Annotated in this window: 13 protein-coding genes; 5 read left to right on the forward strand and 8 right to left on the reverse strand. The window is 62.4% G+C overall.

All coding sequences use genetic code 11. The features are described from left to right. Window positions 1-443: 443 nt before the first annotated feature. Window positions 444-1469, reverse strand: coding sequence for an aldose epimerase family protein (locus tag WMO64_RS15685; protein ID WP_349232585.1), 1026 nt, complete (start codon window positions 1467-1469; stop codon window positions 444-446). Window positions 1470-1962: 493 nt separating this feature from the next. Between WMO64_RS15685 and WMO64_RS15690 the strand changes: the two genes are divergently transcribed. Beyond that, window positions 1963-3960: an FAD-binding protein gene (locus tag WMO64_RS15690; protein WP_349232586.1), complete on the forward strand. Its 1998-nt coding sequence runs from the start codon at window positions 1963-1965 to the stop codon at window positions 3958-3960. Between the two features lie 190 nt (window positions 3961-4150). Beyond that, window positions 4151-4765: a TetR/AcrR family transcriptional regulator gene (locus WMO64_RS15695; RefSeq protein WP_349232587.1), complete on the forward strand. Its 615-nt coding sequence runs from the start codon at window positions 4151-4153 to the stop codon at window positions 4763-4765. 80 nt (window positions 4766-4845) lie between these two features. Here WMO64_RS15695 and spo0A read toward each other — a convergent pair whose 3' ends face one another. Both spo0A and WMO64_RS15705 read right to left on the reverse strand, forming a co-directional pair. Continuing rightward, window positions 4846-5616, reverse strand: coding sequence for a sporulation transcription factor Spo0A (gene spo0A / locus WMO64_RS15700; protein ID WP_294522925.1), 771 nt, complete (start codon window positions 5614-5616; stop codon window positions 4846-4848). A gap of 199 nt (window positions 5617-5815) precedes the next feature. Further along, window positions 5816-6379 carry an RNA 2'-phosphotransferase gene (locus WMO64_RS15705; RefSeq protein WP_349232588.1) on the reverse strand — a complete coding sequence of 188 codons (564 nt, stop codon included), beginning with the start codon at window positions 6377-6379 and terminating at the stop codon, window positions 5816-5818. A gap of 245 nt (window positions 6380-6624) precedes the next feature. Between WMO64_RS15705 and WMO64_RS15710 the strand changes: the two genes are divergently transcribed. Continuing rightward, the gene (locus tag WMO64_RS15710; RefSeq protein ID WP_349232589.1) at window positions 6625-7674 is read left to right on the forward strand and encodes a helix-turn-helix domain-containing protein; all 1050 of its coding nucleotides are present in this window, start codon (window positions 6625-6627) and stop codon (window positions 7672-7674) included. An 84-nt stretch (window positions 7675-7758) separates the two neighbouring features. Here the strand turns inward: WMO64_RS15710 and spoIVB are convergent, their stop codons facing one another. Next, window positions 7759-8877, reverse strand: coding sequence for a SpoIVB peptidase (spoIVB, locus tag WMO64_RS15715; protein ID WP_349232590.1), 1119 nt, complete (start codon window positions 8875-8877; stop codon window positions 7759-7761). A 557-nt stretch (window positions 8878-9434) separates the two neighbouring features. On the opposite strand from spoIVB, the gene WMO64_RS15720 reads away from it, so the two are divergent. Next, window positions 9435-10763, forward strand: coding sequence for an AraC family transcriptional regulator (locus WMO64_RS15720; protein ID WP_349232591.1), 1329 nt, complete (start codon window positions 9435-9437; stop codon window positions 10761-10763). Beyond that, window positions 10760-11392 carry a corrinoid protein gene (locus WMO64_RS15725; RefSeq protein WP_349232592.1) on the forward strand — a complete coding sequence of 211 codons (633 nt, stop codon included), beginning with the start codon at window positions 10760-10762 and terminating at the stop codon, window positions 11390-11392. Before WMO64_RS15720 ends, WMO64_RS15725 begins: the two co-directional genes overlap by 4 nt. An 83-nt stretch (window positions 11393-11475) precedes the next feature. Here the strand turns inward: WMO64_RS15725 and WMO64_RS15730 are convergent, their stop codons facing one another. The 4 genes from WMO64_RS15730 to WMO64_RS15745 form a co-directional block, all read right to left on the reverse strand. Further along, complete coding sequence (locus WMO64_RS15730; protein ID WP_349232593.1) at window positions 11476-12588, reverse strand: phosphotransferase enzyme family protein; 1113 nt, start codon at window positions 12586-12588, stop codon at window positions 11476-11478. A gap of 6 nt (window positions 12589-12594) precedes the next feature. Further along, a complete protein-coding gene (locus tag WMO64_RS15735) occupies window positions 12595-13521 on the reverse strand; it encodes a nucleotidyltransferase family protein (RefSeq protein ID WP_294522411.1) in 927 nt (308 codons plus the stop codon). 66 nt (window positions 13522-13587) lie between these two features. Then, window positions 13588-14607: a UDP-glucose 4-epimerase GalE gene (galE, locus tag WMO64_RS15740; protein ID WP_294522408.1), complete on the reverse strand. Its 1020-nt coding sequence runs from the start codon at window positions 14605-14607 to the stop codon at window positions 13588-13590. Window positions 14608-14818: 211 nt separating this feature from the next. Beyond that, complete coding sequence (locus WMO64_RS15745; protein ID WP_294522405.1) at window positions 14819-15727, reverse strand: helix-turn-helix transcriptional regulator; 909 nt, start codon at window positions 15725-15727, stop codon at window positions 14819-14821. Between the last annotated feature and the right edge of the window lie 4 nt (window positions 15728-15731).

Here is a 15731-nt window from a genome sequence, read left to right on the forward strand (position 1 = left end):
TTCCCCGCGCGGAGCGCGTGAGAGGGCTGCGGTTTTGCCGCAGCCCTCTTTTAATCTGTACGGGGTCCCCATCCGGTTTCCGGATGGGGTGAGTCCGGCGTGTGCCCCGTGTGCGCCCATCCCCAGGCCTATTTCGAGCTTCAGGCCAAGAATTATTGAGCGCTGTCCCGCCGGGGGCTTCCCCGCGCGGAGCGCGTGAGAGGGCTGCGGTTTTGCCGCAGCCCTCTTTTGATCCGTCGGGGTCCCCATCCGGTTTCCGGATGGGGTGGGGCCGGCGTGTGCCCTGTGTGCGCACATCCCCAGGCCTATTTCGAGCTTCAGGCCAAGAATTATTGATGTTATGCGGACACACCCCGGCCGGGATGTCTGTCTGAGCTGCAATAGGGAAAGGAGCCGTCCGGTCTGCAAGACCGGACGGCTCCTTTTGTCTGAAAAGTATGGCGTCAGCCACGCACGGAGAAGGCAAACTCGATGCGCTGCTGGTAGGGTACATCCTGCCGCAGGATGTTGGAGGGGAAGGCGGGCCAGGCGGCGGCGTCAGGCCAACCCTGAGCCTCCAGAGCCACGCCGCTGCGGGGACCGTACACCGCGCCGCCCTTTCCGGCGGGGCCGGAGAGAAAGTCGCCGGTGTACACCTGAAGGCCGGGCTGGGTGGTGCTGACGTCCAGGGTGATGCCGCTCTCCCGGCTGCACAGCTGGGCGGCGGAGTGGAGCCCGGTGCGGGAGAAACAGAAGTTATAATCCACCGGAACGTCCAGCGGCTTGGGGCGGAGAAAATCCAGAGGGGTATTTTCAACCTGAAGAATACGGCCTGTAATCAAATTCCGCTGGTCCAGTTCGGTATACTCGTCGGCGGAGACCTGAAGTGTGTGCTTGTCGATGGTACCGGCGCCGGCGCCGTTGAGGTTGAAATAGGGGTGGTTGGTAAGGGACACCACGGTATCCTGATCCGCAAAGGCGGTGAACTCCAGGGAGAGGGTGTTGCTGTTGCTCCAGGCGAAGGAGACAGACACCTCCAGATTGCCGGGATAGCCCTCCTCACCGTCGGGAGAGCGGCGGCGGAACACCAGGTTGCCGCCCCGGACCTTGGCCGACCAGATGTACCGGTTAAAGCCGCGGACGCCGCCGTGGAGCTGATAGTCCCCACAGTTGGCGGAGAGGGGATAGGTCTTGCCCCCCAGGGTGACCTTGGCGCCTGCAATGCGACCGGCGCAGCGACCGATGACAGCGCCCAGATAGGCGTCGCCTGCCTCATAGTCCTCTATGCGGTCATAGCCCAGGAGAACGTCGGTGATCTGGCCTTTCCGGTCCGGAACGCCGATCCCGCGCAGCGTGCAGCCGTAGTCCAGAACTTCTACCCATGCGCCGGAGGGATTTTCAATGCGGTAACAGGTAACGGCTTCACCTGTGCTGGTGGTACCGAAGGGGCGGGCGATCCAAATCCCGGGCTGTACACCGGTCTCGCTCATAGCGTGGAGCTCCTTTCAGACAAACAATGATGAGAGTTATTAACATATGAAAAAGTATATAACATTGGCTCCTGGTTGACAACAGAGATTTTATACGATTCTGATAGGAAAAGAAAAATAAAATGGTGAAAACAGCCGGAAGTTGGAGCTGTTCCCCCAAAAAATGTGAACACAATGTGAGAAACGCGGGATTGGCCGGACAGAAGGGCGGGAAAGGCAAAAGGCGGTCGGAACAATGCATGGTATAATTGGATAAAAATTCCCTGACATTGTGCCTGCAAAGTGCCGTAAAAGTATTTTTGCCCTGCGATATTTTGAAATATTAGAAATATATGGGAAAAACGAAATATTTTAGTGGAAAAACGGGAGAACGAAAAAACTTTAACAAACTATTGACAAGGCGAAATTAACTGTTAAAATAAAGACGTACTTACCGACGGTCAGTGACCATAAGTAAGCAAGTGGAAAGAGAAAGAAACAGGAGGAACAGAAAATGAAGCGCGCGAAGAAGCTGCTCTGTGCGCTGCTGGCGGGCGCCATGCTGTTTGCCATGGCGGCCTGCGGACAGGAGAGCACAGAGCCCACCGGGGAGACGCAGCCCCAGACCGAGGTATCCGCCACGCCGGCCCAGACCGACGAGGCCCCCTTCAGCAGCGCCAAGGACGGCACCTACACCGACTTTGGCTCCGGCAGAAACGACTTTATCTATGTGGCCACTACCTTCGAGAACGGCCGCATCACCAAGGTGGAAGTGACTGACGAGAAGGAGACCCCCTCCATCGCTTCCCCCGCCCTGAACATGATCCCCGACCGGATCGTGGAGAACCAGAGCGTGAACATCGACACCATCGCCACCTGCACCCTGGCCTGCAACGGCATCATCGAGGCGGTCAAGGGCTGCATCGAGCAGGCCGGCGCCTCTGTGGACGAGTTCATGACCGACGCCACCAGCAAGCCTGAGTCCACCGGCGATGCCACCTATGACTGCGACGTGGCCATCGTGGGTGCTGGCGGTTCCGGTCTGGCGGCCGCTGTCCGTGCCGCCCAGCTGGGCCTCAACGTGGTCATGCTGGAGAAGCGCAGCGTGAGCGGCGGCGCCCTGTACGGCACCGAGTGCCACTACTCCCTCAACTCCATCGGCGACGTCATGTTCGGTATGCAGACCCAGACCCCCGAAGAGGGCTACGAGTACCACATGAACCACAACCACAACAACAGCAACCCTGAGATCGTGAAGCTGTTCATGAACAACGTGGGCACCTCCACCAACTGGATCATCAGCCTGGGCAACAACGTGGAGGCCGCCTACGACTCCTTCCGCGGCCCCAACACCTCCACCTGGCTGATGCTGGAGGGCGAGGGCCCCGGCGTGGCCGTGCGGATGCAGGCCAAATGCAATGAGCTGGGCGTCACCACCCTGCTCAACACCACCGGCAAGAGCCTGATCATGGATGAGAACGGCCAGTGCGTGGGCGTCAACGCCGAGACCGCTGCCGGCGACAAGGTCACCGTCAACGCCAAGTCCGTCATCGTGGCCACCGGCGGCTTTGTGGACAACAAGGAGATGCTGGCCGAGTACGTGGGCCAGAACCAGGCCGACGCCTCCACCTCCGGCGGCAACCTGAAGGCCGGCGGTACCGGCGGCCGCATGGGCGAAGGCATCCAGATGTGCTGGGACGTGGGCGCCGCCAAGTTCGGACAGGAGTGGGTGGCTTACAGCCTGACCACCGTGCCCGGCTGCGCCATTGACTCCCCCGTCCACCGCGTGGGCTATCAGGGCTATCTGTGGGTCAACAACGGCGGCGAGCGGTTCTCCGACGAGACCAGCGGCTTCATGCTGGCCTGCGACCAGGAGCACGGCTTCTATTGGAGCATTCTGGACCAGTCCATGATCGACTTCATGAGCACCAACAACACCCTGTCCGGCACCTGCTTCACCCCCTCCACCAACGCCCCCATCGAGGGCCTCCAGGAGGTCCTGGACGCGGCTGTGGAGAAGGGCTTCGTCATCAAGGCCGACACCCTGGAGGACCTGGCCGCCCAGATGGAGGTGCCCGCGGACACCTTTGTGTCCACCGTGGAGACCTACAATACTTACTGCGCTAACGGCGAGGACCCCGACTTCGGCAAGACCGCTGACCGGCTGATCGCCTTCGGCGACGGCCCCTACTACGCGGTGAAGATGGTGGGCGGCATGCTGACCACCATCGGCGGCGTGAAGATCAACGAGAAGATGGAGGTCGTCAGCGAGGACGGCGACATCATCCCCGGTCTGTACTGCGTCGGCGCTGACGCCGGCGGCTTCTACGCCGAGCACTACAACTTCCTGGACAGCGGCTGCGCCAGCAGCTTCTCCTTCCTCTCCGGCAAGACCGCCGCTGAGAGCATCACCGAGGCCCTGACCGGCACGCCCGTCAGCGACGAGTGGACCGACCACGACGCCTCCATGCAGGCTGTGGCGGACATCATCGGCTACGACCTGAACCAGTAATCCCTGTCAGCGACCCGAGAGGCCTGTCTCCCCAAAGGGAGACAGGCCTCTTTTCTGCAAGCTGCACGCTGGGCGCGCATGGTGCGGCGCCGGGGTTTTCTTTTCCGCCCGGCTGTGGTATGCTATAGCTTGCCCGTCCGGGGCCGTGGGCCGGGACGGATGCGGCACCGCTATCACAGGAGGTTGGACTATGGCAAAGGGAATGGAGCGCCGCTCGCTCAAGGCCCAGGAGACCAAGCGGAAGCTGATGGAGAAGGCCGTGGAGCTCATCGGTCAGCGTGGATACAGCGGCGTGTCGGTCAGCCAGATCTGCGCGGCGTGCGGGGTGTCCAAAGGGACATATTATGTATACTATAACTCCAAAGAGGACATTGTCTACTACCTGGCCTCTGAGTTCAATGAGACGCTGTATCAGCGGCTGAACGAGGAACTGGACTATGAGAATGCCCAGAGCGCCCGGCAGCTCTACCAGCACTATGTGGAGATTTATGTAGACCAGGTGATACAGTACGGGCGCATGTTCAGCCGGGCCTATCAGGAGGGCATGCTGCGCACTGGGATCTCCCAGGAGCAGAGCCGCTCCGACCTGCCGGAGGAGCATATCTCCCGCATCATCGACTTTGGCATCCAGACCGGGGAATTCCGCCCGGATGTGGACAAGGCTGCCTTCTGGGAGCAGCTCACCATCACAAAGCTGGGCTCCAACTACGCCTGGAGCATTGAGGAGTCGGTGGACGCCCAGCACCAGCGGGAACGGGCGCTGCGCTGGCTGGGCAGCCTGGAGCTGTTTCTGCTGAAAAGATAATAAAAATATAAAAAACATGCCCGCTCTGCCGGATGAAACCGGCGGGGCGGGCGCATTTTATGCTGTACGGAGATAGGGGGTCATTTCTCCCTCTGCTGGAGCTGGAGCCGGTCGGCGATCATGGCGATGAACTCGCTGTTGGTGGGCTTGCCCTTGGCGTTGGAGACGGTGTAGCCGAAATACTTCTGGAGGGTCTCCAGGTCGCCCCGGTCCCAGGCCACCTCAATGGCGTGGCGGATGGCCCGCTCCACCCGGGAGGCGGTGGTGTTGAACCTCTTGGCCACCTCGGGGTAGAGCACCTTGGTGACGGCGTTGATCACGTCCATGTCCTGGACCGCGATGATGATGGCCTCCCGCAGGTACTGGTAGCCCTTGATGTGGGCGGGAACGCCGATCTCATGTATGATAGCGGTGACCGTGCTCTCCAGGCTCTGCTCCTTGGCGGCGGGCTGGGCGGCCTCCTCCTGGCTGGGCTGGATCAGCGCGGAGAGCTGACGGATGCGCTCAGCGGCAGTGGTCATACGGCAGGGCTTCATCAGATAATAGTCCGCGCCCGCCGAGGCGGCGTGAGTGGCCACCGCGCCGCTGGCAAAGCTGGAGATCACCAGCACCCGGGGCCGGGGCGTCAGGGCCGCCAACTCGGAGAGCACCTCCAACCCATCCATCCGTGTCAGGACCAGGTCCATGGCCACCACGTCCGGCCCAAGCTCTTTTGCCAGACGAATGGTCTCCTGTCCGTCCCCGGTGGAGGCGATGACCTCCATATCGGGTTCCTCGCTGAGCGCATCGTTGAGCAGGCTGCGGAATTCCTCTCCCGCGTCCGCAGTCAGAATCCTGATTTTGTTCTCCATGTCCTCGTCCTTTCCAAGCGTGTGCTTGATGAGATAGCGCCGCGGGCCAGATGTCATTACCGGTTGGCTATAATTTACCATAAATAGACAGCGAGCGCAAGAGGAAAATGGAAATAAATGGATAAAAATGATTCGACTTTTCTCGACCGCAGAAGTCGAATGGACAGGCCCAAGGGGGGAAAAGGGCGGATTCGGCCGGTCACACAGAGGGGCGCAGTATATCGCAGACGTACTTCCGGTCGACCCGCTCGGTGCACCACACGCCGTTGTCGGACACGCCGAAGGAGCACCCGTCGGCGGCCATGGCCCGGGCGTCGATCTTCAGCACCACCGGCGCCTGCCGCCAGCGGCAGGCGGACTGCCAGGCCTTGGACTCCTCGGCCTGCATGTGGACCGCATGGCGGGACATGCGGGAGATATAGCCGCTGTCCTGAATGGCGCTCCAGGCCCGCTCGGTGGTGCCGTGGTACAGGTAGGCGGGCGGGGCGGCGGGGGTCAGCTCAGGCTCCACCCAGGGGATGGAGTGGCCCTGGCAGGCCTTGATCCGGCTCTTGTCCGGGCTGAAGCGGTAGCGGCCCTTGTTGTCGGCGGCCACAAGCTGCTCCAGCTGGGGCATGGTGAGGCGGTACCGTCCGGCCTTGTTGACGTTTTCGATGAGCTGCGCGGTGCTGACCCAGCCGTGGCGGTCCATATCCAGACCGGCATCCTCAGGGGCGTGCCGCAGCAGGCGGCAGAGATAGATGGACAGCTTGGCTTGGCTCATAATCGCGCCCTCCCGTAATATAAATTTACATAATATTTTCCATATTATAGCATAGACCGGATGGCCGGTCAATCAGGACAGTATATTCCGCGCAGGCCGCAGCTCTCTGCTGCTGCGACGGCACTCGCCTTCCGCGTGATTGCATTTTGGGGCCGCCAGACTCTATAATAGGCTCAGAACAGGGCGGCCGCCATGGGTTCGGACAGACTGGAAGACCTATGAAACAGTTCAGAAGAGAGGCAACGATGGAATTGAAATTGGGAAATAAAATCAGACAGCTTCGCCTGCAAAAAGGCGTTACGCAGGATATCCTGGCCAGGACGCTGAATGTCTCCTACCAGACGGTGAGCAAATGGGAGAACGGAGCCTCCATGCCGGACATTCAGCTGCTCCCGGAGATCGCGGTCTACTTCGGCTGCACCATTGACGATCTCTTTGACCTGTCGGAGCAGGCACAGTTTGAGCGGATCGAGAATATGCTTGCCATGCAGGAGGTGCTGAGCACCGAAGAATTCCGCCAGGCCGAGGGTTTTTTGAAGGGAAAACTCAGCGGGAAGGAGCACAAGAGCGACGCGCTGCGGCTCCTGGCCGGCCTGTTCAATCACAAGGCCGACGAGCTGAGAAAAACAGCGGAATTCTACGCAAAGGAGGCGCTGGAGCTGGCGCCGGAGGTGAAGGAAAATCACAACAATCTCCAGCGGGCCCAGGAGGGGACCATCCCGGATTGGGACATGGCGAACCACAGCAGGCGCATCGCATACTATCAGCAGTTTGTGCGGAAAAATCCCGGATATCTGGGGGGATATCTGTGGCTGCTGGACGAGCTGATCGCAGATCAGCGCCTGGAGGAGGCCTCGGAAGTCTGGGAGACTGTGAGACAGCTGGACGACAGCTGCCGGGTGCCCTACTATCAGGGCAAGATCGCCTGGCAGCGGGGCGAGCATCAAAAGGCGGAAGACATCTGGCGTCAGATGCTGGAAGATTATAGCGGCGACTGGCTGGCCTTTGCTAACATGGCGGATGCCATGGCGTACGCCTGCCGCTATGACGAGGCGATCCGGTACTATAAGCGTGCCCAGGAACTGCAGCCGTCCCCCAAGTATACGGACGCCCAGATGACCGCCGCCCATATCTATGAGATACAGGGGAAATACGCCGAAGCGGTGGAGAGCCTGGAGGAGGAGCTGGAGATTCTGAAGCATGAATGGGGCGTAACAGAAGGCCGGGAAGTGGAGCACATTCACCGAGAAATGGACCGGCTGCACAGAGCCATGTCCCATAATGCCACGGATTGATTTTTTACCATGAAAGAGCCTGCCGCGAAACTTTGGTTCCGCAGCAGGCTCTTCTACTTTTATAGCATCAGTTCTGATTTGGAGTCACTGCTGATTTGCCGCCTCCAGCATATTCTCCGCCAGGATGCCGTAGCCCTGGGTGGGGTCGTTGACCAGCACATGGGTCACCGCGCCCACCAGTCTGCCGTTCTGGAGGATGGGGCTGCCGCTCATGCCCTGGACGATGCCGCCTGTGGCCTCCAGCAGCCGGGGGTCCGTGACCTTGATCATCATGTTCCTCGGGTCATCGTCGTTCTCGGGATAGATGCGGGTGATCTCCACCGTGTACGCCTCCACCTGGTCCCCGGCGATGTTGGAGAGGATGGTGGCCTCACCCACCTGGACCTGGTCCCGGGTGGCCAGTTCCACCGGCTGGATGCCTTCGGCCAGTCCATCGTCGGTCAGACGGCCGAAAATTCCCTGCTGGGTGTTGGCATAGAGTTCGCCCATGTCCTGGGAGACCTGAAAAGCCCCGTGGAGTTCGCCGGGATTGCCCGATTCGCCTTTTTTTACATCGGTCACTTCGGCGTACATGATGGACCCGGAGGACAGAGGCATCAGCATTGCGGTGTCCACGTCGCTGATGCCGTGGCCCAGGGCACCGAAGACGCCGGAGGCCGGGTCGTAGAAGGTCATGGTGCCAATGCCGGCCATGGAGTCACGGATCCAGGCGCCCAGCTTGTAGGTGCCGTCCGTGCTGCACTGGACGGCCTGGACGGTCATCTGGAGCTGCTTTTCTCCCCGGAGACAGCGGATGCTCATCTGCCGGTCTCCCACCTCCTGGAGGATCTCCCGCACCTCCTCGATGGTGTCCACTTCCTCGCTGTTGATGTGGGTGATGATGTCGCCCTCCTGCAATCCGCAGTCCTTGGCAGGGGCCTGGGCCCCCTGCTGGGTGGCGATCTCCGAGAGCCCCACCACCAGGACTCCGTCGGAAAAGAGCTTGATGCCCACCGCGCGGCCCAGCGGGATCACTGTGCGCACCGTTTCAGCGGACGGCTGCTGCGCTCCGCCGCCAAAGCTCCAGGCCTCCAGGGCCGTCTCTCCCGGCCCGGCCGCCGCCGCAGGCGCCGGGGCAAGGGAGAGCAGTCCGGCCGCCGCCAGGCAGACGGCCAGAAGCCGCAGCGCAGCCGTCCCGCGCTGCCCCCGTTCTTCCTCCTTCATAAAACCACCTCTCTGATTCAAAATAAAAAACCGGCGGACGTCACAGCGCCGCCTCTTTTAATATGACCCCATTTTGCGCAAAAACAGCCCGCTTCCGCTGCCAAAGTCACACAGCGCTGGATGCCGGGAACTGCCAATGCCCGCAGCGCGGGCACTTTGGAAAGCGTATGCCCCAGCATCTGTGAAAATTCCAAAATGTACGGCCTGATCCAGCCGGGCGGCGGAATATCGGTCCGCGCCGGGGAGAAGTGAAAAAGAGAGGATATTTCATTGATAGAAGCTGAAAAACAGAAAAAAATAAAAAAACCGGCAGGAATCAGAGAGAATTGCAGGGGCGGGGCGGAGACGGAGCCCGGCCTGGGACCGGGCAGCACCGGAAAAAGCGCCGCTAAAAGTACCAATTAAAGCGGGAATATTTATGGCAAAAAGACCTTGGCGGGGGCTATAATGCAGACAGAAACCGGCGGGAAAGGACAAAAAACGGGACGGAAGGGCCCGGAGAGACGCGTTCCGCCGGAGACAGACCTGACGGCAGAGAGCACACGGAGGAACCGGCCATGGAACAACAGGCAGGCCAGGGCGTTGACTGCGCCTTTGATTGGAAGACGGCCAAGGAGACGGCGGAGTCCTTTTCCGCCGCCTGCGGCGTCAGCTGCGCCGTTCTGGACGGGGAGGGCGGCGTGCTGTTCAAGGCCCGGGTGGGCTGTGAGGGCTGCGAGGCCTGCCGCGCCCAGGCAGCGCGGCGGGGCGTGCCCGCCTCCTGCGACAAGCTCCACCTGTACGGCGCGGCCCAGGCGGAGCGATTTGGCGGGCGGTATATCTACTTCTGCCCCTCCGGCCTGGCCTATTTCGCCTCCCCCATCATGGTAGGGGGGCAGGCGGCAGGGGCGCTGGTGGGCGGCCCCGCCCTGATTATGGACATAGAGGACTATCTGGCTGGTGATCCTGGGGTGTGGCAGGGGCTTTCCCCGGAGGAGATGGCGGAACTGTGCGGGGCGCTGGAGTGCGCTCCCGCCATGGAGCCCGCCCGGCTGTCCCACATGTCGGCCCTGCTCTTTGCCGCAGCGGTGTGCGTGGGGGACAACAGCACCGCTCTCCTGGCCCACCGGGAGGCGGCCGCCCAGCAGCAGGACATCGGCGTCTACATCCAGCAGCTCAAGCAGAAAGGGGCGTCGGGGCGGTATCCGCTGGACAAGGAGCGGGAGCTGGTCCAGGCCATCACCGAGGGGGACCAGGCCACTGCCCGGCGGCTGCTCAACGAGCTGCTGGGGCACATCCTCTTCTCTACCGGCGGGGACTTCCGCCTCATGCGGGCCAGAGCGCTGGAGCTGATGGCGGTGCTCTCCCGGGCGGCGGTGGACGGCGGCAGCGACCAGGATACGATCCTGGACATGAACTGCCGGTACCTCAGCGAGATCGACCGCCTGCGCACGGCGGAGGACCTGGTGCTGTGGCTGACCCGGGTGACCGAGCGGTTCGTGAACTCGGTGTTCTGCCTGGTGGACGTCAAGCACAGGGATATCATCTATAAGGCCATTGAATACCTCAAGCGGAACTGCCGGGGCAAGCTGACCCTGGAGGACACGGCGGGCCATGTGGGGCTGTCGCCGTCCTACTTCAGCAGGGTGTTCAAGGAGGAGATGGGGGAGAGCTTCAACAGCTACCTCAGCGCCCTGCGGATTTCCAGGAGCCGGGCCATGCTGCTCAATACGGACGCATCCATTGCGGAGATCTGCGACAGGTGCGGATTTGACGATCAGAGCTATTTTACCAAGGTGTTCAGAAAGTATACCGGTGTGACACCGGGCCGGTTCCGGGAGCGCCGGGGCCGTCTGGAGGCCGAAAAGGAGCGGCCCGGAGAGGGGAGAAGGAGAGAACGGGCATGAGTGTGCTCAGCGAGATTTCCGGGGCAATGCAGCGGGGGAAGGCCAAACTGGTGCGGGAGCTGGTGGCCCGGGGCCTGGAGGAGGGCCGTTCTGCCGGAGAACTTCTGGAGGGCGGCCTGATGGCGGGGATGGACGCGGTCGGGGCGTGCTTTCAGCGCAACGAGATTTTCGTGCCCGAGGTGCTCATTGCCGCCCGGGCCATGAATGCCGGGATGGAGCTGCTCCGCCCGGAGTTCTCTGGGCGCGGGCCGCAGATGCCGGGCCGGGTGTGCATCGGGACCGTGAAGGGAGATCTCCACGACATCGGCAAGAATCTGGTGCGCATGATGATGGAGAGCAAGGGCCTCCAGGTGGTGGACCTGGGGGTGGACGTGGAGGCGGAGACCTTTGTCCGGGCCGCTGTAGAGCAGGACTGCGGCATCATCGCCTGCTCCGCCCTGCTGACCACCACCATGCCCGTCATGGGGGAAGTGGTCCGGCTGGCCCGTGAGGCGGGCATCCGGGGCAGGGTGAAGATCATGGTGGGCGGCGCCCCGGTGACCGGACAGTTCTGCCAGTCCATCGGCGCCGACTGCTATACCGCCGACGCGGTCAGCGCCGCAGAGGCGGCAGCCGGGATGCTGGCGTGACAAGATAGAAAAAAGTGCCTCCGGGAATTTTAATTCCCGGAGGCACTTTTTTCTATATCTTGCTTTAAGTTAAGAGGCGCTGTTCAGGCGTACTTCTTCACCACAGCGGCCATGTCGTCCCAGGCCTTCTCCATGTCGGACACCAGCTTGAACTGAGTCCGGCAGCGGTCCAGGTTCTGGCCCTCCCGGTGGGTGGCGAAGTAGTGGTCGCCCTCCAGGTAGTCGGTGAGGAAGCGGATGCCGCACTCCAGGGTCATCAGCTTGGCGCCCCAGGGCAGGTACTCCAGCTCGGCGGGGGTCAGGCTGCCGGCGCAGCCGGCCAGGAAGCCCCGGGTGTAGGACTCGAAGAGGCCCAGGTCGAAGTTGACCTTGGACAGGTCCTGCTCATCCTCGGCGGAGTGGTTGGCGCCGAAGCGGATGGAGTCGCCGAAGTCGTTGATGGCCAGGCCGGGCATGACGGTGTCCAGGTCGATGACGCAGATGCCCTTGCCGGTCTTGCGGTCGATGAGCACGTTGTTGAGCTTGGTGTCATTGTGGGTGACCCGCAGGGGCAGCTTGCCCTCCCGCAGGGCGGACATGGCCACGGAGCAGTCGGCCTCGTGGGCCATGACAAAGTCGATCTCAGGCTGCACGTCCTTGGCGCGGCCCATCACGTCGGCCTCCAGGGCCTTCTTGAAGTTGGCCAGCCGGTTCTCGGTGTCGTGGAAGCGGGCGATGGTCTCGTACAGGGTGTCGGCGGGGTAGTCCTTCAGCTGGTGCTGGAAGCGGCCGAAGGCCATGGCGGAGGCCTCGAAGAGCTCGGGGGTCTCGGCGGCCTGGAGGCACACGGTGTCCTCAATGAAGGGGAACACACGCCAGGCGCGGCCCTCGCTGTCGGTGTAATAGCTCTTGCCGTCCCGGGTGCGCAGCACGGTGAGGGTCTCACGGTCCGGGTCGCCGCCCTCGTCGGCGATGACCTTGCGCAGGTAGTCGGTGACGCCCACGATGTTGGCCATCAGCTGGTCGGGGCGGGAGAAGGCGGCGTTGGACACCCGCTGGAGGATAAAACGCACGCAGTCGCCCTCGGCGGGCTGGACGTGGACGCAGAAGGTGTCGTTGATGTGGCCCTTGCCGAAGCGGACGGCGCCCACCAGGGGCGCGCCGAAGTCATAGGCGGCCAGGGCTTCCTGAAGATGCAGTTCAGCGGTATTGGCCATGGTCTCTTATACCTCCCAAAGTTTCTCGGGGTACAGGCCGGACTCGGTCATGGACCGGATGGCGGCCACCACCACGGGCTTGTCCTCCTTATAGGTCACGCCGTACCACTTGTCGTGGCTGCGGAGCACCTCCACCCGGGCCTTGCCCTCGGCGATGAGCTGGCTCACCACGCTGGGCAGGAAGTACTCGCCCTTGATGGGGTTGTTCTTGAGGGCGTCGTCCAGGAAGGCGGGGAAGCGCTTCCAGGCCTCATCCAGGTAGCTGCGGGTGAAGCCCCACAGGTTCATGGACACGATGGTGTCGCCGGGCAGATCGGTCCAGGTCTTGCCCTCGTCCTCGGTGTACCGGGGGCAGGTCTCGCCCTTCTCGATGCGGGTGCGCTCAGTGACGCTCACCAGCTCGTGGTTCTCGTTCTCCACGCACACGCCCCGGGCCACGTGGCCGTTCTCGGTGACGGTGTTCTCCAGCAGGTAGCCCACCATGGCGTACTGGTACACGCCGTCCTTGTCGGGGTGGTCCACCAGGTAGTTGTAGATCTCGCGGAAGCCCTCGGGGCCGTAGTAGTCGTCGGCGTTGATGACGGCGAAGGGGCCGTCCACCACGTGCCGGGCGGCCAGGGCGGCCTGGGCGGTACCCCAGGGCTTCACCCGGCCCTCGGGGACGGAGTAGCCCTCGGGCAGATCCTCCTTGAGCTGATAGGCGTACTTCACGTCCATCACCTTGCTCAGCCGGTCGCCGATACCGGCCTTGAAATCGGCCTCGATCTCCGGCTTGATGACAAAGACCACGGTCTCAAAGCCGGCCCGCTTGGCGTCGTAGATGGAGTAGTCGATGATAAGCTGGCCGTGAGCGCCCACAGGGTCCAGCTGCTTGAGACCGCCGTACCGGCTGCCCATGCCGGCGGCCATGACCACGAGAACAGGTTTCTTCATAATCAAAACGCCTCCTCAATAACCTTGTTTCCACACTGATTTCTCCCCCGCGGGGAGGTGAGGGCCTCAGCCCTTGTAGCCGTTGGGGTTCATGGACTGCCACTTCCAACTGGAGGCGCACATCTCCTCGATGCCGTACTGGGCCTTCCAGCCCATCTCGTTGAGGGCCTTGGAGGGGTCGGCGTAGCACTCGGCGATGTCGCCGGGACGGCGGGGGTCCACCACGTAGGGCAGGGTCTTGCCGCAGGCCTTCTCATAGGCGTGGAGGATGTCCAGCACGGAGTAGCCCTTGCCGGTGCCCAGGTTGCACACGAACAGGCCGCAGTTGGTGGCCAGCTTCTTCAGCGCGGCCACATGGCCCTTGGCCAGGTCCACCACATGGATGTAGTCGCGCACGCCGGTGCCGTCGGGCGTGGGGTAGTCGTTGCCGAAGACGTGGAGCTTCTCCAGCTTGCCCACGGCCACCTGGGCGATGTAGGGAACCAGGTTGTTGGGGATGCCGTTGGGGTCCTCGCCGATGAGGCCGGACTCGTGGGCGCCGATGGGGTTGAAGTACCGCAGCAGGGCCACGTTCAGGGTGGGGTCGGCGGCGCACACGTCGGTGAGGATGCGCTCCAGGAAGAGCTTGGTGGTGCCGTAGGGGTTGGTGGTACCGCCGGTGGGGAAGTCCTCCCGGATGGGCACGGAGGCGGGGTCGCCGTACACAGTGGCGGAGGAGGAGAACACAAAGTTCTTCACGCCGTGGCGGCGCATGGCGTTGAGGAGCACCAGGGAGTTGACCAGGTTGTTGGTGTAGTACTCCAGGGGCTTCTGGACGCTCTCGCCTACGGCCTTCAGGCCGGCGAAGTGGATGACGGAGTCAATGTCGGGGTACTGGTTGAACAGGGCCTCCACCTCGTCGGGGTTGCACAGCTCGGCCTTGACGAAGGGGATCTTCTTGCCCACGATTTTCTCCACCCGGCGGATGGACTCCTCGCTGGAGTTGCACAGATTGTCGGCCACCACGATGTCGTAGCCGGCCTGGATGAGCTCAACACAGGTGTGACTGCCGATGTAACCGGCGCCGCCGCTGACCAGAATAGACATAAAAATCGCTCCTTTTCCTTTATAATAATGTCTGACCGCTAAAACGTACAGGGTTGCTGTTCCAAGCGCTCAATACTTCTTTCACTGTCCCCATTGTAATCGCAGGGAGGGGAAAATGGAATAGACAGTTCCCCACAATATTTATACAAAAGGGTTGCATGTTCCGGCGAGGTACACGATATTTGCAGAATCGTCCACAATCACCCTCCCGTCACCGTCCGCCGCCGCCGGGACGGGTCTTGCCTGCCAGGATCTTCACGCTGGAGGCGTACTCGCTGGGGGTCATGCCGGTGACCTTTTTGAAGTGGCGGGAGAAGTAGTAGATGGACTGGTAGCCCAGGGCGGCAGCGATCTCGGTGAAGTTGCGGCTGCCCTCCCGGATCATCTCCTTGGCCCGCTCGATCTTCAGCTTGCCGAAGAACTCCATGGCGCCTCCGCCGGTGTGCTCCCGGAAGATCTGCTGCAGCCGGCTGCGGCCCACCAGATTGTCCCGGCACACCTCCTCCAGGGTGAGGCTGCGGCCCAGGTTGGCGCGCAGGTAGTCGGTGACCTTGCCGAAGAGCTCCTCCCGGCCCCGGGTGCGGATCAGGCTGGCGGGGGGCGGCGGGGCGGCCCCGTCCCGCCGGAGCAGGGAGATGAGCAGGCCCTCAATGGCGGCTCCCAGCAGCTGCTCGGCGCCGAAGGGGGCGTCCGGGCTGCGCTCCATGGCGGTGGTGGTGGGATCGTCCAGGGGCGTGGAGAAGGCGGCAGAGCCCTCCTCCACGATACGGGCCATCAGCGCCCGCTCCGGGTCGCCGGCGGTGTCCACCCGGCCCACAAAACGGGCCATGTCCGGGCCGTCGCAGTAGAAGCTGACCACCACCAGGTTGGGCGCCGAGGTGCCGGTGGCCCGGAGAGCGTGGAATTCGCCGGGGGCGTGGAAGATGAACTGGCCCCGGACCAGACGCAGCTTCCGGTCTCCCGCCAGCACGTCCAGCTCCCCCTTGTCTACATAGAGGAACTCCCAGAAATCATGGCATTCCCCCTCAAAGTAGTAGTCGCTGGAGTATTCAAAGTAGTGTACGGTCACTACCCGGTCCACCTGGATGGGCCGGTTGAGCGTGACAGGGTGAAATGGCATGAAG

It is taken from the genome of Pseudoflavonifractor intestinihominis (assembly GCF_040096055.1).
Lineage (GTDB): Bacteria > Bacillota > Clostridia > Oscillospirales > Oscillospiraceae > Pseudoflavonifractor > Pseudoflavonifractor intestinihominis.